General features: G+C 62.3%; 25 protein-coding genes. 14 read left to right on the top strand and 11 right to left on the bottom strand.

All coding sequences use genetic code 11. The annotated features are described in order from the left end of the window. Window positions 1-55: 55 nt before the first annotated feature. From AMS69_RS16360 to AMS69_RS16345, 4 genes are all read right to left on the bottom strand, one after another. Complete coding sequence (locus AMS69_RS16360) at window positions 56-235, bottom strand: HEWD family protein (RefSeq protein WP_004593110.1); 180 nt, start codon at window positions 233-235, stop codon at window positions 56-58. A 121-nt stretch (window positions 236-356) separates the two neighbouring features. After that, window positions 357-812, bottom strand: coding sequence for a hypothetical protein (locus AMS69_RS16355; protein ID WP_053969132.1), 456 nt, complete (start codon window positions 810-812; stop codon window positions 357-359). Window positions 813-918: 106 nt separating this feature from the next. Further along, entirely contained in the window at window positions 919-1362 is a 444-nt protein-coding gene (locus AMS69_RS16350) for an acyl-CoA thioesterase (protein ID WP_053969131.1), read from the bottom strand. 57 nt (window positions 1363-1419) lie between these two features. Then, complete coding sequence (locus AMS69_RS16345) at window positions 1420-1695, bottom strand: PadR family transcriptional regulator (protein ID WP_004515723.1); 276 nt, start codon at window positions 1693-1695, stop codon at window positions 1420-1422. Between the two features lie 247 nt (window positions 1696-1942). On the opposite strand from AMS69_RS16345, the gene AMS69_RS16340 reads away from it, so the two are divergent. Genes AMS69_RS16340 through purM form a run of 3 tightly spaced genes read left to right on the top strand, consistent with a single transcriptional unit; the run spans window position 1943 to window position 5212 of the window. After that, window positions 1943-3475 (top strand): TraB/GumN family protein, encoded by a 1533-nt coding sequence (locus AMS69_RS16340; protein ID WP_053969130.1) that lies wholly within the window; start codon window positions 1943-1945, stop codon window positions 3473-3475. Further along, the gene (locus AMS69_RS16335) at window positions 3475-4149 is read left to right on the top strand and encodes a site-2 protease family protein (RefSeq protein ID WP_053969129.1); all 675 of its coding nucleotides are present in this window, start codon (window positions 3475-3477) and stop codon (window positions 4147-4149) included. The genes AMS69_RS16340 and AMS69_RS16335 overlap by 1 nt, the downstream gene beginning before the upstream one ends. A 49-nt stretch (window positions 4150-4198) precedes the next feature. Next, the gene (purM, locus tag AMS69_RS16330) at window positions 4199-5212 is read left to right on the top strand and encodes a phosphoribosylformylglycinamidine cyclo-ligase (protein WP_053969128.1); all 1014 of its coding nucleotides are present in this window, start codon (window positions 4199-4201) and stop codon (window positions 5210-5212) included. 29 nt (window positions 5213-5241) lie between these two features. Here purM and AMS69_RS16325 read toward each other — a convergent pair whose 3' ends face one another. The 3 genes from AMS69_RS16325 to AMS69_RS16315 all read right to left on the bottom strand — a co-directional run bounded on the left by AMS69_RS16325 (window position 5242) and on the right by AMS69_RS16315 (window position 6493). After that, window positions 5242-5421: a hypothetical protein gene (locus AMS69_RS16325; RefSeq protein WP_053969127.1), complete on the bottom strand. Its 180-nt coding sequence runs from the start codon at window positions 5419-5421 to the stop codon at window positions 5242-5244. Window positions 5422-5507: 86 nt separating this feature from the next. Continuing rightward, complete coding sequence (locus AMS69_RS16320) at window positions 5508-6050, bottom strand: CBS domain-containing protein (RefSeq protein WP_053969126.1); 543 nt, start codon at window positions 6048-6050, stop codon at window positions 5508-5510. A 71-nt stretch (window positions 6051-6121) separates the two neighbouring features. After that, window positions 6122-6493: a DUF555 domain-containing protein gene (locus tag AMS69_RS16315; RefSeq protein ID WP_004515717.1), complete on the bottom strand. Its 372-nt coding sequence runs from the start codon at window positions 6491-6493 to the stop codon at window positions 6122-6124. Between the two features lie 273 nt (window positions 6494-6766). On the opposite strand from AMS69_RS16315, the gene AMS69_RS20740 reads away from it, so the two are divergent. From AMS69_RS20740 to AMS69_RS16295, 5 genes are all read left to right on the top strand, one after another. Further along, a complete protein-coding gene (locus AMS69_RS20740; RefSeq protein ID WP_202904569.1) occupies window positions 6767-6937 on the top strand; it encodes a hypothetical protein in 171 nt (56 codons plus the stop codon). A gap of 90 nt (window positions 6938-7027) precedes the next feature. Then, entirely contained in the window at window positions 7028-7750 is a 723-nt protein-coding gene (gene psmB / locus AMS69_RS16310) for an archaeal proteasome endopeptidase complex subunit beta (RefSeq protein WP_053969125.1), read from the top strand. A 213-nt stretch (window positions 7751-7963) separates the two neighbouring features. Further along, the gene (locus AMS69_RS16305) at window positions 7964-9331 is read left to right on the top strand and encodes a phosphopentomutase/phosphoglucosamine mutase (protein WP_053969124.1); all 1368 of its coding nucleotides are present in this window, start codon (window positions 7964-7966) and stop codon (window positions 9329-9331) included. 59 nt (window positions 9332-9390) lie between these two features. After that, window positions 9391-9777, top strand: a complete 387-nt coding sequence (cdd, locus tag AMS69_RS16300) for a cytidine deaminase (protein WP_053969123.1) — start codon at window positions 9391-9393, stop codon at window positions 9775-9777. After that, window positions 9774-10598 (top strand): nucleoside phosphorylase, encoded by an 825-nt coding sequence (locus tag AMS69_RS16295; RefSeq protein ID WP_053969122.1) that lies wholly within the window; start codon window positions 9774-9776, stop codon window positions 10596-10598. Before cdd ends, AMS69_RS16295 begins: the two co-directional genes overlap by 4 nt. Before the next feature lie 190 nt (window positions 10599-10788). Here AMS69_RS16295 and AMS69_RS16290 read toward each other — a convergent pair whose 3' ends face one another. Both AMS69_RS16290 and AMS69_RS16285 read right to left on the bottom strand, forming a co-directional pair. After that, window positions 10789-11958, bottom strand: coding sequence for an NAD(P)/FAD-dependent oxidoreductase (locus AMS69_RS16290; protein WP_053969121.1), 1170 nt, complete (start codon window positions 11956-11958; stop codon window positions 10789-10791). Between the two features lie 263 nt (window positions 11959-12221). Further along, window positions 12222-12917 carry a ThuA domain-containing protein gene (locus tag AMS69_RS16285; protein ID WP_053969120.1) on the bottom strand — a complete coding sequence of 232 codons (696 nt, stop codon included), beginning with the start codon at window positions 12915-12917 and terminating at the stop codon, window positions 12222-12224. Window positions 12918-13064: 147 nt separating this feature from the next. On the opposite strand from AMS69_RS16285, the gene AMS69_RS16280 reads away from it, so the two are divergent. After that, entirely contained in the window at window positions 13065-13439 is a 375-nt protein-coding gene (locus tag AMS69_RS16280) for a winged helix-turn-helix transcriptional regulator (protein WP_004956789.1), read from the top strand. Between the two features lie 46 nt (window positions 13440-13485). After that, a complete protein-coding gene (locus AMS69_RS16275; protein ID WP_053969119.1) occupies window positions 13486-13896 on the top strand; it encodes a CoA-binding protein in 411 nt (136 codons plus the stop codon). A 251-nt stretch (window positions 13897-14147) separates the two neighbouring features. Here AMS69_RS16275 and AMS69_RS16270 read toward each other — a convergent pair whose 3' ends face one another. After that, window positions 14148-14531: a thiol-disulfide oxidoreductase DCC family protein gene (locus tag AMS69_RS16270; protein ID WP_053969118.1), complete on the bottom strand. Its 384-nt coding sequence runs from the start codon at window positions 14529-14531 to the stop codon at window positions 14148-14150. Between the two features lie 80 nt (window positions 14532-14611). Between AMS69_RS16270 and AMS69_RS20735 the strand changes: the two genes are divergently transcribed. From AMS69_RS20735 to AMS69_RS16260, 3 genes are all read left to right on the top strand, one after another. After that, complete coding sequence (locus AMS69_RS20735) at window positions 14612-14788, top strand: hypothetical protein (RefSeq protein WP_170083311.1); 177 nt, start codon at window positions 14612-14614, stop codon at window positions 14786-14788. A 52-nt stretch (window positions 14789-14840) separates the two neighbouring features. Next, window positions 14841-15083 carry a BolA/IbaG family iron-sulfur metabolism protein gene (locus AMS69_RS16265; protein ID WP_053969117.1) on the top strand — a complete coding sequence of 81 codons (243 nt, stop codon included), beginning with the start codon at window positions 14841-14843 and terminating at the stop codon, window positions 15081-15083. A gap of 72 nt (window positions 15084-15155) precedes the next feature. After that, window positions 15156-15494, top strand: coding sequence for a glutaredoxin family protein (locus AMS69_RS16260; protein WP_053969116.1), 339 nt, complete (start codon window positions 15156-15158; stop codon window positions 15492-15494). Between the two features lie 21 nt (window positions 15495-15515). Here the strand turns inward: AMS69_RS16260 and AMS69_RS16255 are convergent, their stop codons facing one another. Continuing rightward, window positions 15516-15695, bottom strand: coding sequence for a DUF5786 family protein (locus tag AMS69_RS16255; protein WP_053969115.1), 180 nt, complete (start codon window positions 15693-15695; stop codon window positions 15516-15518). A 174-nt stretch (window positions 15696-15869) separates the two neighbouring features. Here AMS69_RS16255 and AMS69_RS16250 point away from each other — a divergent pair, with 174 nt between their 5' ends. Beyond that, window positions 15870-17792, top strand: coding sequence for a beta-CASP ribonuclease aCPSF1 (locus AMS69_RS16250; RefSeq protein WP_053969114.1), 1923 nt, complete (start codon window positions 15870-15872; stop codon window positions 17790-17792). Window positions 17793-17800 lie beyond the last annotated feature (8 nt).

The following is a 17800-nucleotide window of genomic DNA, read 5'->3' as shown; positions in this document are numbered from 1 at the left end:
CGTTCTAACAGTGACAGCCCTGCCGGTCAAAAGTCGAGAGCAGCGGGCGGCGAACTCACTCGGCCAGCGGATTGAACGTGCCGTTGATGTCCCACTCGTGGAGACAGTGTGGGTCGCCAGATTGCTTGGTGCCGTCGTCAGTGACGATACGCCAACTGTGTTGGTCCGGGTCCCACTCGTCGACCCGCCCACACCGCTCACACTCGCGTTTGCGTGGGGTGACGATTTCAGCCATATCTGGTGCAAGCGCGTGGGTCGTTATCAGGCTGCCGGTCCCTGACCGGTCTCCGGGACGATTCAGAGCCGACAGTGTTGGAGTGCCACACCGGGACCGACGACAGCAAACACTACACCGCTCAAAAGTCCGGGAGGTCGTCCGCGCTGACCTCCTCCGCTTCCCAGTCAATGTACTCGTCGGCCAGTACCTCACAGACGACCTGTCCGAACTCGGTCAGTCCGGCGTTGATGCCTGAAACAGTACCCCAGGAGTCGATGTCCGGATGGATCTCCCGCTCGCGCCAGTCTTCGGGCAAGCCCGGGGCGTGGTAGCCGACGCGACCAGCGAAGGAGTCCCAGAAGAAATCGAACTCCTCGATGAGTCCCAGCTCTGTGACGATTTTCCACTGGTCGGCATCGAGCGATGCGTCCGCAGTCCATTCTTCGAAGGCGTCCGCCCACGCGCCGTCGTCGAGGGCCTCGGCGAGCTCGTCGCGCCGGTATTCGTCGCCCTGTACGTCCGCGTCGTCGTACTCGTCGGCAGCGACGCCAGTAGACAGCGCCGGCCGCTCCGGCGTCTCGACATCGAGTGTCATAGTCGTGGTACGTGGCGGAGCCGAATAAAACTCATACTGTTGGCTGGTCCGTCGTGACGATAGTTGTCGCTCCGAGGTGGCAATGTGGTACGTACAGCAGACAGTATCAGCGGTTCGCTTCCCCGTCAAGGGCGCGCTCTCGCAGTTTTTCACCACGGTCAGTTTCGGTCGTCACGTCGGGAACGGGTACGGGATTCCGGTCCTCGTCGACCGCGACGTACACCGAGTACGACTCTGCAGTCGATTCCGTCTCGCCGGTTCTGATGTTCTCTCGGGCGGCCCGGAGCCGAACTTTGACACTCGTCTCGCCAGCGTCGTAGACGAACGCCTCAATAAGAGCCGTGTCACCGACCGGGATGGGCCGCTTGAAGTTCACTTGGTCCATCCGCGCAGTGACACAGGTTTCACCGGCAAAGCGCATCGCCGACATCGCCCCGAGTTCGTCCATCCATTTCAGGACGTTTCCCCCGTGGGTTGAACCCAGATGATTCGAGTGGTTGGGCTGGACCATCCAGCGGTTCTCGATATAGGTTTCCAATACCGTTGGCATGGCCCGAGGTTGGCCAGCACTTGGGTTGAGTCTGTCGAACGGGCTTCGAAAACGTGGCTACGCCGAAACGTACTGTGCTTCCCACTCTTTCCGGGCGTCGAGTTCGCGCTGGCCGCGCTTGGTCAGCGTGTAAAAGTTCGTTCGGCGGTCGCGTTCGCCCTTCTCGATGAGTGCCTTCTCGACGAGCGTGTCAAGGTTCGGATACAGCCGGCCGTGGTTAACCTCGCTTTCGTAGTAGTTTTCGAGCTCTTCCTTGATTGCTAACCCGTGGGGCTCGTCAAGGCCTGCAATGACGTACAGCAGGTCCCGCTGGAATCCAGTCAGGTCATACATCGTATATCCGATACAGTTTGACTCTATACATATCAGTCTTTTGAATCAGCAAATATAGTATGTATTTACAGATGCCGTCACCGTCCAGTAGTTACCACGACATCTCTGGCTGTATTAACACGAGAGTTGGTAATAGCTTCGCCCCCTGGCGAGAACATACAATGCCACAAACATGATTTCGGTCGGCGTTTCAGGGTAGTCACCTGGACCCGACAAGGGTAAGGGAAGCGAATGTGTAACGCGGGTGATGACCGAACACGCGGAGTCGGCGGCAGACGAGTTCCCGGAACCGTCGGGGGCGGGACGCGTCGATGTCGTCGGAACCGCCCACGTTTCCGAACACAGCGTCAGGGAAGTGGAATCAGCGATTGAGGAATCCAAGCCCGAAATCGTCGCCGTCGAACTCGACGAGGGTCGGTATCGCCAGATCAAAGGCGAAACACCTGACGACCTCGATGCGAGCGACCTCCTGCGCGGGAACACCGTCTTTCAGTTCCTCGCGTACTGGATGCTGTCGTACATCCAGACCAGACTGGGCGACCGGTTCGACATCGAGCCGGGTGCAGATATGAAAGCGGGAATCGACACCGCCGAACGACTCGGTCTCGGCGTCGCACTCGTCGACCGGGACATCCAGACGACCGTCCAGCGGTTCTGGGCGCGGTTGACAGCCGTCGAGAAGCTCAAACTCGTCGGCAGTCTCGCGGCCGAGATGGGGCCGCCGTTGACCGTCGGGCTGACCGTCGGCGCTGTCTTCGGCGGGCTGTTCGCGGTCGTCGCCGGGGCCTTCGGCGGTCCGTTTATTGTCCCGCGCGGGGTGCTCTCGGGGGTTCTGCCGGGCGGTCTCGGCGGGACCGTCGAGGGCTTGCTCGATACGCTGTTGCTCATCTGTGTTGCCGCGGCCGGTATCGGAATCCCTATCGCCGCACTGCTGGTCCAGTTCCGCGGTGAGGCCGACGTTGAGGAGTTCGATATGGAGAAACTGACTGACACCGACGTGGTCAGCGCGATGATGGAGGAGTTCCGTCAGTTCTCCCCCGGCGGCGCGGAGGCGCTCATCGACGAACGCGACGCGTTCATTGCACACAGACTTATCGCCCTCCGTGAGGCCGGCTATCACGTCCTCGCCGTTGTGGGTGCTGGCCACCGTGAGGGCATCGAGAACTATCTCGACAACCCGGAGACGCTCCCGCCGATGGAGTCGCTCACCGGTACCGAGGGGGGCCGTCGCGTGTCGCTGTACAAGCTCGTCGGCTACGGGTTCGGCGTCGTCTTTCTCGTCTTCTTCGGCCTGCTCATCCTCGGCGGCGCGAGCCAGGCGGTACTGCTAGAGCTGTTCATTGCGCTGGTCGCCGTCAACGCCATCCTGGCCGGTGGGCTGGCGAAGGTGGCCGGGGCACACTGGTCGAGTGCGGCCGCTGCCGGCGCGTTCGGCTGGCTGACGAGCCTGTTCCCGCTGCTCGCGGCCGGCTGGTTCGCGGGCTACGTCGAACTGCGGTACATCTCGGTCAACATCAGCGACATCGCGACGCTCAACGAGATACTCAACGATCAGGAATCTCCGGTGATGGACCTCGTCAGCCGGATGCGTGCGGTGCCGCTGTTCCGTCTGATTCTCGTTGTCGCGCTGACGAACGTCGGCAGCGCCATCGCCTCGTACGTCGTCTTCCCGGTGTTAATCCCGTACATCTCGTCAGACATCGGCGGGATGCAGGGCGTTTCCCGCCTGCTCTGGCAGGGTGTCCGCGAAGGGACGCAGATACTCGTGGGGGTACTCTGATGGCGGGTCGACGACAGCGAACGACCGCGGACCGGACCATCGGCGGCCTCAGTTTCAGCGGGCGCGAACTCCGGGACCTCCTCGTCGCCTGGCTCGCGCTCGGACTGGCGTTTACGTTCTTCCTCGAACGGCAGTTCCGCCGCATCGTCTTCGGCCAGTTCGGCGGCCTCTCGGGGGCCGAAATCGCCAGCACCTTCGCGGTCAGCCTGCTGACCGTCGGTATCGGGTTTCTGCTCCATGAACTCGCGCACAAGGTCGTCGCCGTCCGGTTCGGTCAGATAGCCGCGTTCAAGGCCGACTACAAGATGCTGGGGTTCGCGGTTCTGGGCGGCCTCGTCGGCTTCCTGTTTGCCGCGCCCGGCGCGGTCGTCCACCGCGGTCGCCTGACGGCCAAGCAACACGGCCTCATCGCCGTCGCCGGCCCGGTGACGAACCTCGCGCTCGCCGCCGTCTTCCTCGTCCCGTTCGTCGCGGCGCTCCTGTCGAGTACGAGCGGCTTCCTCTGGGAGGTTGCCCGCATGGGGCTGCAGATCAATCTCCTGCTCGCCGGCTTCAACATGCTGCCCTTCGGCCCGCTGGACGGCCGGACGGTCCGGGAGTGGAGCACGCCGGTGTTCCTCCTCGTGGCGGTGCCGTCGATTCTCCTCGCGGTCGGCGCGCTGTTCGTCCTCTGAGACGGACGGGAACGACGCTCTTTTGCCCGCGCCACGCGCGCTCTCGGGTATGACCGACAGCGAGTCCGAGTCCGCAGACGACACCGAGGGCGAGGAGGGACTGACGTACGCGGAAACTGGTGTAGATATCGATGCGAGCGAGGCAGCGACAAAGGCGCTTATCGGCGCGGCCGGCGAGTTTGAAGGTGACTACGCGGGGCTGGTGGACATCGGCGACCAGTACCTCGCGCTCGCGACGGACGGCGTCGGAACGAAACTTCTCGTCGCCGAGGCCGTCGACGACTACTCGACTATCGGCATCGACTGCATCGCGATGAACGCCAACGACCTCATCGCGACCGGCGTCGAGCCGGTCGCCTTCGTCGACTACCTCGCGGTCGAGACGCCCGACGAGGGGACGAGCGAGGACATCGGCGCGGGGCTCCGGACAGGGGCCGAACGGGCCGGCGTGGCGCTGGTCGGCGGCGAAACCGCCGTGATGCCGGACGTGATCAAGGGGCTGGACATCGCCGGGACCTGCGCCGGCCTGGCCCCGAAAGACGCCGTCTTCCCCGGCGAGGCTGAGCCCGGCGACGCCATCGTCGGCTGGCCCTCCTCGGGCATCCACTCGAACGGACTCACGCTCGCCCGCGAGGCAGTCACACAGGACCACGAGTACACCGACCCGTTCCCGCCGAACCCGGACCGGACCATCGCCGAGGAACTGCTGGAGCCGACCCGGATATACAGCGAGGTGCTGGCCCCGCTCCGGGCCAGCGAGACCCATGCGGCCGCACACGTCACCGGCGGCGGCTGGACTAATCTCACGCGGATGGGTGACCACCGTTACGAAATAACGGACCCCTTCGAGGCACAGCCCGTCTTCGAGTTCGTCCAGAGCGAAGGCGAGGTCTCTGACGATGAGATGCACCGAACGTTCAACATGGGGACAGGGTTCGTCGCTGCGGTCCCCGAGGCCGACGCTGCGGAAATCGTCGAGGACAGCGAGGACGCTCGCGTCATCGGCGAAGTGGTTGACGGCGACGAGGCGGTCTCGATTCGCGGCCTCGAACTCACTGGGTGAGCGGCGCGACGGGTGCTCGTCGGACGCGTTCAGACTGATAAGATGTCTTTGCCGGCAGTCTCTTCCGCAATCCGAATCTGGAGTGCCTGTCGGATGTGATATCTGGCCGCTTCAGTTTCAGCGGTTTCGAGTGCCTTTTCGAGTTCGGCATACAGTGGGTCGCTGGGATTAGCCATGTGAGTACATCTATCGTTGGTGAGAATAGACATATACCCCTGACACTGTTTTCGGTATTAAGCCCCTCCTACGGGGAGTACGAGCCCACTATCCCTATTTGCGTTTGTGAGAATCAGAGTTAGCTGACCGTACGCGCGATGTCCGCTTCGGTTATGACACCGATAGTTTCTCCATCTTCAACGACCATCACAGCGGCATTATGGTTCAAGTAAGCGTCGACTTCGTCGATAGGGGCATCGGGCTCAACGGTCGCGATAGACTCGTTCATCACTTCAGCCACTGGAAGGTCGCCGACGTTCTCCTCGGGCCGCTGGCGGATATCTGAGTTACCGATGAGTCCCTGCGGTGCCCCATCCCGGATGACGGGAACCTGTGAGTACCCCTTCTCGTCCATCACGTCTTTCGTCTGGTGGACGGAATCGTCGGGCGCAACGCCGACGACAGGCGAGTTCATCAGGTCGCGGGCTTTGATGATGCCACCCTCGGCCTCTTCGAGAGCAGTCACGATGCGACGGAGTGTCGACAGCCGCGGGTCCACATCACCACCTTCGATACGAGCGATAAGGGGTTGGGAGACGTCAGCGCGTTCCGCCAGTTCACTCTGGGTCAGCCCGAGTTCGTTGCGGCGTTCCCGCAGGTCCTGTGGCGTCGGTAAGTCCATATCCGCTAATTACCAGAGGTAATATAAAAAGCCCACGGCTACCGCGGAAAGCGGATCAAGGCGGGCTTCAGTTATGCTTCGGCTTCGGCTTCGTCCTCGTCGGCCTCGGTCTCGAATACCTCAACGACTTTCAGCGGGACATCTCGGAGTGCGCCGCCGATTTCGCTCTTGGCGATCCGCTGTGCGTGTTCCGGGGACTCAGCGTTGAACACATCCATCTCGAGTACCAGTCCGACGAGCGCCGTGTCGGCCGCGATGAACGCCGAGTCGAACGGTTCGCCACAGGCCGGGCAGCCGGTCGCGCCGACCTCGACCTCGACGTAGTCCATCTCGGCTTCGTTGAGCCGCTTCCCCGCTTCGCTCACTGCGACACCGATAGCGTCGTCAATGTCGTCTACATCACGAACCAGCCAGGCTGCTTCCATCGCCACGAGGTAGTTCATACACTAGCTCTCGTGGCCCGACTATTCGATAGTTTTGATTCGCTTCTGTTGCGCACGTCACCGTTACTATCTCTATAACTTATGCGAACCAGCCGTCTGACTCATCCTCCTATTATATTTGTCCAGAGAGTTGTCCGGTTGGTTGTCCGTCTTCTCGGCCGTCTCAGCAAACCGCAAGACGGCAGCCCATCTATACTTCATAATCAATAATTTTTAACTGAAATGTGGCAGCAAGACTTATATACAAGTCTCTCTCTGAAACGACCGAGGAAGATGGTAGCTCGACTGTACACCGTAACGCTGTTCGCACTGTATCAACTCACCCTGCTGCTGGGCATCGTGCTGCTACCGGTAGCGATGCTCACGGAGCGGTTCGGACTCCGACTGCCGATAGACCGGGCCGTGTCAGGACTCAACGAGGCCTACGATCAGGCGAGCGCGTAAGACGGGACAGCCGGCTGAGCCTGCCGGCGGTGGCGGTCAGGCTCATCAGGAAAAGAGGTTTTATCAGCGCCCGACTAGTATCCCACAGTAATGCGAGATATGACTCCGGGGCCGGATCTTTCTGGACCCCAGGCTGCTGACGAGTTCCAGAGCGACCCGTACGCACCCGAAGTCGGCGAGCTCCCCGCACAGTCCACACAGGATTCGGAGACGGTGAACAAGACCGGGACCACCACTATCGGTATCAGCACGTCCGACGGCGTCGTCATCGCGACAGATATGCGCGCCTCGCTTGGTGGTCGCTTCGTCTCGAACAAGAACGTTCAGAAAGTCGAGCAGATTCACCCCACGGCGGCGCTGACCCTCGTTGGGAGCGTCGGGGGCGCACAGTCGTTCATCCGGACGCTTCGCGCGGAGGTCAATCTCTACGAAGCACGCCGCGGTGAGGATATCAGTATGAAGGCTCTCTCGACGCTGGCCGGTAACTTCGCCCGCGGCGGCCCCTTCTTCGCTATCAATCCGATCCTCGGCGGCGTCGACGACGACGGCCACCACGTCTACTCCATCGACCCGGCCGGCGGCGTCATGAAAGACGACTACACCGTCACCGGCTCCGGGCTTACCGTCGCGTACGGGACACTCGAAGACCGCTACGAGGAAGATATGACCAACGAGGAGGCCAAGGAGGTCGCCGCCGCCTCCATCAAGGCCGCCGCTGAGCGTGACACCGGCTCCGGCAACGGCATCTACCTCGCCGACGTCACGAGCGAGGGCGTCGACATCAACGGCTACGACTTCGACGAACTGCTGTAACCCGGGCAGTTCACGTTCTTTTGCGCCGTTTGGACCGACGGTAGCCATCGTTCTCGTCTACTCGTCGACACAGCGACCCTGAAGTATCGTAGCCATTGAAAATCAATGCATACCTGATCGCACTGCTGTCAGGCGATCAGTGTGTAAACCGTTTCAATTGGTACTCTCGCGTGCGAACGAGAGAATTATACGGTCGGCTTCCGCATCGCCGGTATGGAACTGTTTGGGACCGCGGGGATCCGCGGTGATGTCGTATCGAAGGTAACGCCGGACCTCGCACTGCGAGTTGGGCAGGCTACTGGGCAGGACGGCGAGACGTTCGTGCTGGGGTACGACGGGCGCGTGACCTCACCGGCGCTCGCTGATGCGATGGCCGCAGGCCTGCAAAGCGCCGGCGCGCGCGTCATCAGGATCGGCCGCGTGCCGACGCCGACGCTGGCGTACGCCTCACAGGGCCGCCACGGCGTGATGATCACCGCGAGCCACAATCCGCCGACGGACAACGGCATCAAGGTGTTCGCCAACGGCACAGAGTACGGCGACGACGACGAGACACGCATCGAGGGACGAATCGAGGACGGCTCGACGCCGACGACCTGGCGGGACTGGGGCGAGACAGAGTCGGTCGATTACCTCGACGAGTATCGAGGCGCTGTCGCTGACTACGCCGAGTCGCTCGGTGGCGACCCGTCAGGGCTGACGGTAGCAGTCGACTGCGGGAACGGGATGGCCAGCGTGGCGACGCCGCAGGTCCTCCGAGAACTGGGGGCCGACGTACTGGCGACGGAGGCAAACGTTGACGGAACCTTCCCCGGCCGCGAGAGCAAGCCCACGCCGGAGACGCTGGCCGATTTCCGCGAATTCGTCGCCGAGTCAGACGCCGACTTCGGGTTCGGCCACGACGGCGACGCCGACCGTATCGTCGTCGTCGATGCCGCCGGCGAGGTCATCCACGAGGACACGATACTCGCGATGCTGGCCGAACACTACACGCGTGCCGCGGACGTATCGGACCCAGTCGTCGTGACGACACCCAACGCCTCCGGCCGAATCGACGAGCGGGTCGAGGCTGCCGGCGGCCGCGTCGAGCGCATCCACCTCGGCTCCCTCCACGTGGGAATCGCCGACGTTCGCGCGGACGCAACCGATGAAACCGAGGTCGTCTTCGCCGCAGAACCATGGAAACACATCCACACCGCCTTCGGTGGCTGGATCGACGGTGTTGCGAGCGCGGCTGTGCTGACGCGTCTGTTCGCCGAACAGAGCGTCGCTGACAGGCGGGCCCTCATCTCCGAACGGCCGTACGAGAAGGTGAGCGTTGAGTGTCCCGACGACGCCAAAACCGAGACGATGGAGCGACTGGAATCCAGCCTGCCAGATGTGTTCCCTGAAGCGGCTGTCTCGACCGAATACGGCGTCCGGCTCTCCTTCGACGACGGGTCGTGGACGCTCGTCCGCCCGAGCGGCACCGAGCCGTACGTCCGGGTGTACGCAGAGAGCGACGACATCGACGCGCTGGTCGCCGACACCACACAGGCGGTCCGCGACGCCGTTGAGGCTGTCAGCGCCGCCGACGCCTGACACCTCCGACCGCTATCGAGACCGACAGAATTTCTACACGGCCCTTCGACGCCCAGTGCATGGAGGAGCTCCTCGACGCAGCGAGAGATGCTATCGACGAAGCGTACGCGCCGTACTCGGAGTACACCGTCGGCGCAGCGCTGGAAACGAGTGACGGTAGCGTCTACACCGGCTGTAACATCGAGAACGCGAACTACAGTAACAGCTTACATGCCGAAGAGGTGGCCATCGGTGCGGCTGTCAGCGACGGGCACCAGTCGTTCGAGCGCGTCGCGGTCACCTCTGGCAAGCGAGACGGCGTCACTCCCTGTGGGATGTGCCGCCAGACGTTCAGCGAGTTCTGTGACGAGTCGTTCGAGATCATCACCGACGGCGACGAGCCGACGGTGTACGAACTCGGGGAGCTCCTGCCGACGACAATCACCAGCGACCATCTCGACAAATGACAAGCGATAGTGAAGACCCGAACGACGACGTACAGTACCATCTGGAAGTAGGCGAGGACGATGTGGCCGACAGCGTCCTGCTTCCGGGGAACCCGGAGCGCGTCGAAAAGGTCGTCGACTACTGGGACGACCACGACATCGTCGCCGAACACCGCGAGTACCGCACGGCGACGGGCACTCACGACGGGACGCCCATTTCCGTGACCTCGACGGGTATCGGCGGCCCGTCGGCCGCAATCGCGCTCGAAGAACTGGCCCGCGTCGGCGCTGATTCGTTTATCCGGGTCGGCTCCTGCGGGGCCATCCAGGAAGAAGCCAGTATCGGCGACCTCGTCATCACGACCGGCGCGGTGCGACAGGAGGGGACGAGCAAGGAGTACGTCCGCGAGGACTATCCCGCCAGCGCCGACCACCGGATCGTTTCGGCACTCGTCGCCGCCGCCGAGGAACTCGGCTACGACTACCACCTCGGCGTCACCTGCTCGACAGACAGTTTCTACGCCGGGCAGTCACGCCCCGGCTTCGAGGACTTCGAGGCCAGCGGCAGCGACGAACGCATCGCGGCGCTTCAGGAGGCCGGCGTCCTCAACTTCGAGATGGAGGCCGCGACGATTCTCACGCTTGCGAACCTGTACGGCCTGCGGGCCGGCGCTGTCTGTACGGTGTACGCCAACCGCGTCACCGGCGAGTTCCGCACCGAAGGGGAGCGCAAAGCTGCAAAATGTGCCAGTCTCGCCGTGTCGTATCTCGCCGAGATGGACACGGCCGTGGAGGAGGCCGACGCCGACGGCTGGCACGCCGGTCTGTCTATCGAGCGCTAGGGTTCGCTACTGGCGCTAAGTGTGAGCGCCCGCGGTTGCGGTTCAGCGGTGGCGGAGAGGCATACCGCGCGAGCGGAGCGAACGCGGTTTCCCCGGACGCGAACGGAGTGAGCGTCCGGCCTTTTTCGCCCACGTTTTTCGAGGAGCGGTTCGCGCGGTTAGCGCGAACCCGACGCAGAAAAAGGTGGTCTCACATGTCAGGCCAGGCCTTGGCGGCCCGACCGACGCCGGTCACGTCGTTGATCCAGCGGGCGGCAATCGCCTTTTTCAGCAGTTTTGCGGGTAGCCCGCCGAAGGTTTCCACAGGGACGTTCACCACGTCGTGGGCGACGGCCTTCTCGCCGACGGAGACAACCGTCCCCTTGTCCTTGTGGGTCCACGTCTTCAGCGGCTGCCCTCGGACGGCGCGAGCCAGGTTCTCGCCTGCGACTTCGGCGGCTTGCCAGGCGGCCTGCGCGGTCGGTGGCGCGGGCTGGTCGCCCGGTTGGTCGATGAGTGCCGAATCGCCGATGGCAAAGACCCGCTCGTCCTCGGTCTGGAAATTCCCTTCTGCGTGGACGCGGTGGTTGCGCTCGTCCTTGTCCAGATCCACGTCCTGCATGCAATCCCGGCCGGTGATACCGCCCGTCCAGACCAGCACGTCGTAGTCCAGTTCGTCCTCGTCGCCGATGTACACCGTCGCCTCGTCGACCTCGCCGATGAACTCCCCGCACTTGATGTTCACGTCGGCGGCCTCKAGGCGCTTGCGCAGGGCACCCTGAAGTTCCGGGTCGCTGTTGGGCARGACCTGMTCGAGGCCTTCGACCAGGTGGATGTCGATTGGCGCGTTGTGTTCGTCGCGGAACTCGGCGACCTCGCCGGCGGTCTGAATMCCAGAGAGGCCAGCGCCGCCGATGACGACCTGYGCGGGGTCGTTCGTCGAGGCTTCGCGGGCCGCCTGCTGAATCTTGTCGTGGATGTCGAGGGCGTCGTCGAGGCTCTTGAGCGTCAGGGCGTACTCTTCGAGTCCGTCGATGCCGAAGAACGCGGTCTGAGAGCCCAAGCCCACGAGCAGGTAGTCGTACTCGACGGCATCGGAGTCAGCGAGGTCGACTTCCTGGGCGTCGGTGTCGATGCCGACGACCTCGTCCTGAATGAATTCGGTCGAGGGCTGTTTGATCTCGTGAACGGGAATAGCGATGTTCTCCTGGACGCTTGGGTCCCGAATGCAGCGGTGGGACTCGTGCAAGACCAGATGATAATCCGTCTCAGAAATCCACGTGATATCGACATCCGTCTCTCCGTCTACCTCGTCCTCGAAACTCTTTATTGCCCCCGCGCCGGCATACCCCGACCCGAGCACGACCACGTTCTCTGTCATAGGCCACTCTCCGGAGTCATTAGATACAAACCCTTTGGAATCGGTCTACGGCTCCGCTGTTGTCCGCGCATACTGGCTCATGCTCGTGGTCCAGTCTCCTAAGTTTGCAGTTGCCTTCGGTCACCATCCCGAAGGAAAACAGTCCCTACCGCTCCGAAAGACGAGGCTTAATCACCAATAACAGATCCGAACGGTCGTTTCCAGACAGCTGATTGGGGGCAAGTCAGTCGGGCTACTAGACACCACTACGGTTATATTAATAGTCAGGACTGTCCGGCGATGGGGTGGTCGCTCTCATTCGGCGCGGCCCACGCAACGGCGTTGTGCAAGAGCTTCTGGACGACTGGCCGGTGGTACACCGGAAACGTCTCGTGACCGGGCTGGAAGTAGAATATCCGCCCTGCACCACGGTAGTAACAACACCCGCTGGGAAATACCGTGCCGTCGTCACACCAACTTACAGTCACCAGGGTGTCAGGTATCGGTAGGTCGAACCCCTTTCCGTAGATCTCGGCACGTTCGAGTTCGAACTCCTCGGGAAGTCCGTCGGTGATAGGATGGCTCGCTTTGACGACCCAGACGTACTCACGCTCGCCCTCTTCGCGCCAGCGCAGGGTACCAGTTCCGCCGATAAGCGCCTCGAACGGCTTCGATTCGTGGCTGGAGTGGAGCGGAATGAACCCCATGCCGTCACGGACAGCCTGCTCGACGCGGCTCGCAGCCGCATCGCTGACGGCATCATGTGCGACATCGCCCCACCACAGTAACACATCAGTGTCGGTGAGTACCGTCTCGGTGAGTCCGTCGGCAGGGTCATCAAGTGTCGCTGTCTGAACGGTGTGGCCGTAGGAAGTAAGCATCTCAGCCAACGTCGTGTGGATCCCGTCGGGGTACATCGCATTGGCAGGGCCTGTCGCCCGCTCATGCCGGTTTTCGTTCCACACGGTGACTGCAACCATACAAGAATACACTGAATAACCAGAGAAAAATATGACTACTCGCTCCCGGCTGAACATAAACGCGTTAATACTGGTTATAATCCCGGTGTTCCGGCTACCTGCACAGGGGTAGTTATTAGCCGGCCGCGGCCGAAACCACGACAAGATATGAGCGATTCACCGGAGAAGCTCTCCGTCTGGTGTGCTGGCGAGGACTGGTGTCCCATAACCACGACGGCGTCCCTTATCGGGAAGAAGTGGCACCCCGTTATCATCCACCGACTGCTTGATAACGGCCCCTCAGGATTTAACGAACTCAAGGAGAACGTCGACGGTATTTCGTCCAAAGTGCTCTCTGACAGCCTCGAAGACCTGCAGGAGAAGGGCCTCGTCGACCGCGAAGTAATCAACGAACAGCCGTTTCGCGTCAATTACTCGCTCACCGAACACGGGGAGTCATTGGAGTCCGTAATCACCGAAATGGCAGCGTGGGGCGAGACCTACCTGCAGGAACCGACAGAGGCTGATGAGCCCGCAGAGTAGGTCCCGCAGGCAATCGCTTTTATTGGTGCCCGACGAACTGTCGTGTATGCCCGTTACTTCGGATGACGAACTCCGAGAGATTCTCGAACTGGACCGCGTTGCCGTCGTCGGCTGCTCGACCAGCCCCGGCAAGGACGCACACGAGATTCCGAAGTACCTCAACGAACAGGGGTACGAAGTGATACCGGTCAATCCCTTCGCTGACGAGATATTCGGGCAGACGGCCTACGACTCACTGGCGGAGATTCCCAGTGATATAGACATCATCGACGTCTTCAGGCCCAGTGACGAGGTCAGCGATATCGTCGACGCGGCCCTAGAACGCGACGACGACGCCATCATCTGGCTCCAGCTCGGCATCCACGACGACGAGGCCGTCGAACGCGCCGAAGCGGCCGGCCGCCGCGTCGTCCAGGACCGCTGTATGAAGCCAACACACCAGCAACTGATGGCCTGAACAGGCAGATGATGGCTGCGTGCGGTTGACACGGCTGTCGCCCGGTATGGTTTTGTCCGTGGCTGGGCCACATCCGATGTATACTGCCGTGAGAGCCAGCGGCGTACTGGCCTGTCCGGGTGCTGTTCCACCGGGCGCTGGTGGTCACTTATCTGCTGGCGTTCGTCGTCGCAGCCACGCGGTGTCGATTCTGCGCTACGTCAGCCCGGTCAGCGAGGAACATTTGCAACACGCTAGTCCAGTAGGGGTCGTCAGTCCGCGTCGTTCCTGCGCGCTGGCGGCGTCTTCGACATGACCTTCCCCCACTTCGAACGGTTATCTGCGACCCGCCGATAGGCCCGCTCGCGGAATCGCTCGTAGTCCTTGAACTGCCGGAGAAACGAGCGCACCGGCCGAGCCGCCTTGCCCATGTCGGTGTAGGTGAGCGCTGTCTCGATAGATTCCCCGCAGGAATACACGTCCTCCTCGGTCACCAGATGCGAACAGGACTCGTAGTCCTCTGGGAGTCGCTCCAGCAGGTCGTCTCCAAGCTTAGAGAAGCCGACAATTTCGAGGTCGGACCGCTCGTCGATGAAGTCCGCCCACCACGTACAGAAACCGCAGTCGTCGTCGTAGACGAGCGTTGCGTCGCTCATATGCGAGCTACGTACCAGAGGCACAAACAACTGTGGTTCAAGCCGGCAGGGAGTTACCGCCGGTCACTGCAGGCACGGGTATGGAGCGGTTCGGCAAGCTGGTCGTTGCTGGTGGGCTGGCCCTGGTAACCGGGCTCTGGACCGTCCGACTTGCGGCCTCGATCTCGGCGCTCTGGCTCGGCGGGGTCGCGCTCGCGCTTCTGGGACTGGTCGCCTTCGGGGTCGGTTTCGCCTGGGACCTGTCGCTCACTCGGTGACCACGACCGTGTGACGCCAACTGTTTTGCCCGCCGCCCCCTTCAGAGCGCGTATGGACGAGGCTGCGGTCGCCGAACTGATCGAGGACGCGCTTCCGGAAGCACAGGCGACGGTTACCACGCCGCGGGACCCCGACGACGACAAACATTACGCCGTACGCGTTGTTTCGCCGGCGTTCGAGGGCGAGTCGCTGGTCGACCAGCACCAGCTCGTCCACGACGCGCTGGGGGAGCATCTCACGCGCGACATCCACGCCATCGAGCTGACGACGCTGACGCCCGAGGAAGCCGAGTAACCGTGTATCCCGGCGGCGCGGCTTCGCTCGACCCGTCGGTACGCCTTTATTGCCGTCGCCGTTAGTGAGGGTATGGCATTCGAGCCCGAAGAACTCTCGCCGGAAGAGGTCACGGATCAGGTAGACAGCGTCATCGAAGACAACGAGGTTGTGCTGTTCATGAAAGGCAACGAGCTGATGCCACAGTGTGGCTACTCGAAGAAGGCCCTCGCACTGCTGCAACAGCACCGCGACGACATCGAGACAGTGGACGTGCTCAAGGCGACCGATGCCTATCGGGAGGCTCTAGAGCGCCACAGCGGACGCGAGACGATTCCACAGACGTTCGTCGACGGGGAGTTCATCGGCGGCAGCGACATCCTCGAACAGCTTCACGAGCGCGGCGAACTCGGCGAAAAAGTCGGTCAGTAACCGCGGTCGGAAGCGGCGGCGTTACTCTTCGTCTTCGTCTTTCATGTCGCCGAGCTTGTCGACGAGGTCGCTCGTGGTCGCCTCCGTCTCGAAGGAGACCGACCCGTCGTGGTCGTTCTCGTGGACCGCAACGCCATCGCTGTCATCTGCATCTACGTCGTTGTCCTTCTGTTCGGATTCATCGTAGCTACCAAAGCCCATACAGATACAACTCGGAGTCCCACACTAAAATTCGCCGGTTCCTGCTGAGCTACACCCTTCCAATGACATAGCGAGACAAGCAAAGGTTCTTTACCGTGCTTGCACTCCCGCTAGATAACGGCAGTCGAGAGCCGTGGTTTTACCGACGGCTATCGGGCCTCCATCTCCAAACTTATGAGTTCCGCAGACGAGACACTTGATCGAATTAAAGCACAGGTCGAAGAAGAGACACCGGACGACATTGAAATCGAATCTGTCGCGTTCGAGGGACCGGAACTAGTTATTTACACGCCGGACGCGCAGACGGTCGCCAACCGCGACGGTATCGTCAGAAACCTCGCACAGACGCTGCGGAAACGAATCAACGTTCGCCCCACGCAAGAAGCCCTCGTCCCGCCGAACGAAGCGCGGACTCGAATCACCCAGACGATTCCCGAGGATGCTGGCGTCCAGAACCTGGATTTCGACCGCCAGACCGGCGAAGTGTTCATCGAAGCGGAAAAGCCCGGCCGCGTCATCGGCCGCCACGGGGCAACCCTCGACGAAATCTCCGCCTCCGTCGGCTGGACCCCGGAAGTCGTCCGGACGCCGCCGATGGAGTCTTCGACGGTCTCGAACGTCCGGAACTACCTCAAGCAAGAACGCGAAGAACGGCGGGACATCCTCCAGCGTGTCGGTCGCCAGATCAACCGGCCCACCACGAGCGACGAGGACTGGGTTCGGCTCACGACGCTCGGCTGCTGTCGTGAAGTCGGTCGCGCCGCCTTCATCCTCTCGACGCCGGAGTCCCGAATCCTCATCGACTGCGGTGACAAACCCGGTGCTGAGGGGGAGGTTCCGTACCTCCAGGCACCCGAAGCCCTCGCGGCGGGGCCGAATTCCCTCGATGCCGTCGTCCTGACCCACGCTCACCTGGACCACTCCGCGCTCATCCCCATCCTGTTCAAGTACGGCTACGACGGGCCGATATACACGACCGCGCCGACACGGGACCTGATGGGCCTGCTCCAGCTTGACTACCTCGACGTGGCCTCGAAGGAAGGCCGGACACCGCCGTACGAGAGCCAGCAGGTCCGAGACGCGCTGAAACACACGATTCCGCTGGAATTTGGCAACGTCACCGACATCGCGCCGGACATCAAACTCACGATGCACAACGCCGGGCACATTCTGGGCTCGGCGGTGTGTCACTTCCACATCGGCGAGGGTCGGTACAACGTCGCCTTCTCCGGGGACATCCACTACAAAGATACCCGCCTGCTCGACGGCGCGGTCAACGACTTCCCGCGAGTCGAGACACTCGTGCTTGAGTCGACCTACGGTGGGAAAAACGACTACCAGACCGACCAGTCCGACTCCGAGCGGGTCCTCCGGGACGTGATCAACGAGGCCCACGAGAACGACGGCAAGGTGCTGATTCCGGCCTTCGCCGTGGGTCGGTCGCAGGAACTCATGCTCGTCCTCGAAGAGGCGATGCGAAAGGGCGACATCCCGACGATGCCGGTGTACCTCGACGGGATGATCCGAGAGGCGACGGCCATCCACACCGCGTATCCGGAGTACCTCCGGGACGACCTCCGCCAGCGGATCCTCTACGAGGACGAGAACCCGTTCCTCGCCGAGCAGTTCGAACAGGTCGACGGCGGCGACGAGATGCGACGGGACATCGCCGACGACGAACCGTCTATCATTCTGACGACCTCCGGGATGGTCACCGGCGGTCCCGTGATGTCCTGGCTCCGACTGCTGGGCAGCGACCCGGACAACACGATGGCGTTCGTCGGCTATCAGGCTGAGGGGACGCTCGGTCGTCAGATACAGCGGGGCCAAGACGAGGTCACCCTCGGCGACACGAGCGGGCCACGCGCCGAACGGGTGAGTCTCAGACTCAACGTGGAGACGGTCGACGGCTTCTCCGGCCACGCCGACCGGCAGGGCCTCGAATCGTTCGTCGAGACAATGCATCCGCGGCCGGAGAAAATCCTCTGTGTCCACGGTGACGCGTCAACGACGAACCAACTGTCCTCGGCGCTGTACCAGAAGTTCAACATGCGGACCCACAACCCGAAGAACCTCGAAACGTTCCGGCTGTCCTAAACGGCGAG

Origin of the sequence: Haloarcula rubripromontorii (assembly GCF_001280425.1) — an archaeon.
Classification (GTDB): domain Archaea; phylum Halobacteriota; class Halobacteria; order Halobacteriales; family Haloarculaceae; genus Haloarcula; species Haloarcula rubripromontorii.
This window is presented reverse-complemented; position numbering and strand designations above follow the sequence as displayed.

Coding starts and splice junctions, on each gene's coding strand:
- AMS69_RS16360 (WP_004593110.1), bottom strand. CDS start 235: ATGGCTGAAATCGTCACCCCACGCAAACGCGAGTGTGAGCGGTGTGGG.
- AMS69_RS16355 (WP_053969132.1), bottom strand. CDS start 812: ATGACACTCGATGTCGAGACGCCGGAGCGGCCGGCGCTGTCTACTGGC.
- AMS69_RS16350 (WP_053969131.1), bottom strand. CDS start 1,362: ATGCCAACGGTATTGGAAACCTATATCGAGAACCGCTGGATGGTCCAG.
- AMS69_RS16345 (WP_004515723.1), bottom strand. CDS start 1,695: ATGTATGACCTGACTGGATTCCAGCGGGACCTGCTGTACGTCATTGCA.
- AMS69_RS16340 (WP_053969130.1), top strand. CDS start 1,943: ATGACCGAACACGCGGAGTCGGCGGCAGACGAGTTCCCGGAACCGTCG.
- AMS69_RS16335 (WP_053969129.1), top strand. CDS start 3,475: ATGGCGGGTCGACGACAGCGAACGACCGCGGACCGGACCATCGGCGGC.
- purM (WP_053969128.1), top strand. CDS start 4,199: ATGACCGACAGCGAGTCCGAGTCCGCAGACGACACCGAGGGCGAGGAG.
- AMS69_RS16325 (WP_053969127.1), bottom strand. CDS start 5,421: ATGTCTATTCTCACCAACGATAGATGTACTCACATGGCTAATCCCAGC.
- AMS69_RS16320 (WP_053969126.1), bottom strand. CDS start 6,050: ATGGACTTACCGACGCCACAGGACCTGCGGGAACGCCGCAACGAACTC.
- AMS69_RS16315 (WP_004515717.1), bottom strand. CDS start 6,493: ATGAACTACCTCGTGGCGATGGAAGCAGCCTGGCTGGTTCGTGATGTA.
- AMS69_RS20740 (WP_202904569.1), top strand. CDS start 6,767: ATGGTAGCTCGACTGTACACCGTAACGCTGTTCGCACTGTATCAACTC.
- psmB (WP_053969125.1), top strand. CDS start 7,028: ATGCGAGATATGACTCCGGGGCCGGATCTTTCTGGACCCCAGGCTGCT.
- AMS69_RS16305 (WP_053969124.1), top strand. CDS start 7,964: ATGGAACTGTTTGGGACCGCGGGGATCCGCGGTGATGTCGTATCGAAG.
- cdd (WP_053969123.1), top strand. CDS start 9,391: ATGGAGGAGCTCCTCGACGCAGCGAGAGATGCTATCGACGAAGCGTAC.
- AMS69_RS16295 (WP_053969122.1), top strand. CDS start 9,774: ATGACAAGCGATAGTGAAGACCCGAACGACGACGTACAGTACCATCTG.
- AMS69_RS16285 (WP_053969120.1), bottom strand. CDS start 12,917: ATGGTTGCAGTCACCGTGTGGAACGAAAACCGGCATGAGCGGGCGACA.
- AMS69_RS16280 (WP_004956789.1), top strand. CDS start 13,065: ATGAGCGATTCACCGGAGAAGCTCTCCGTCTGGTGTGCTGGCGAGGAC.
- AMS69_RS16275 (WP_053969119.1), top strand. CDS start 13,486: ATGCCCGTTACTTCGGATGACGAACTCCGAGAGATTCTCGAACTGGAC.
- AMS69_RS16270 (WP_053969118.1), bottom strand. CDS start 14,531: ATGAGCGACGCAACGCTCGTCTACGACGACGACTGCGGTTTCTGTACG.
- AMS69_RS20735 (WP_170083311.1), top strand. CDS start 14,612: ATGGAGCGGTTCGGCAAGCTGGTCGTTGCTGGTGGGCTGGCCCTGGTA.
- AMS69_RS16265 (WP_053969117.1), top strand. CDS start 14,841: ATGGACGAGGCTGCGGTCGCCGAACTGATCGAGGACGCGCTTCCGGAA.
- AMS69_RS16260 (WP_053969116.1), top strand. CDS start 15,156: ATGGCATTCGAGCCCGAAGAACTCTCGCCGGAAGAGGTCACGGATCAG.
- AMS69_RS16255 (WP_053969115.1), bottom strand. CDS start 15,695: ATGGGCTTTGGTAGCTACGATGAATCCGAACAGAAGGACAACGACGTA.
- AMS69_RS16250 (WP_053969114.1), top strand. CDS start 15,870: ATGAGTTCCGCAGACGAGACACTTGATCGAATTAAAGCACAGGTCGAA.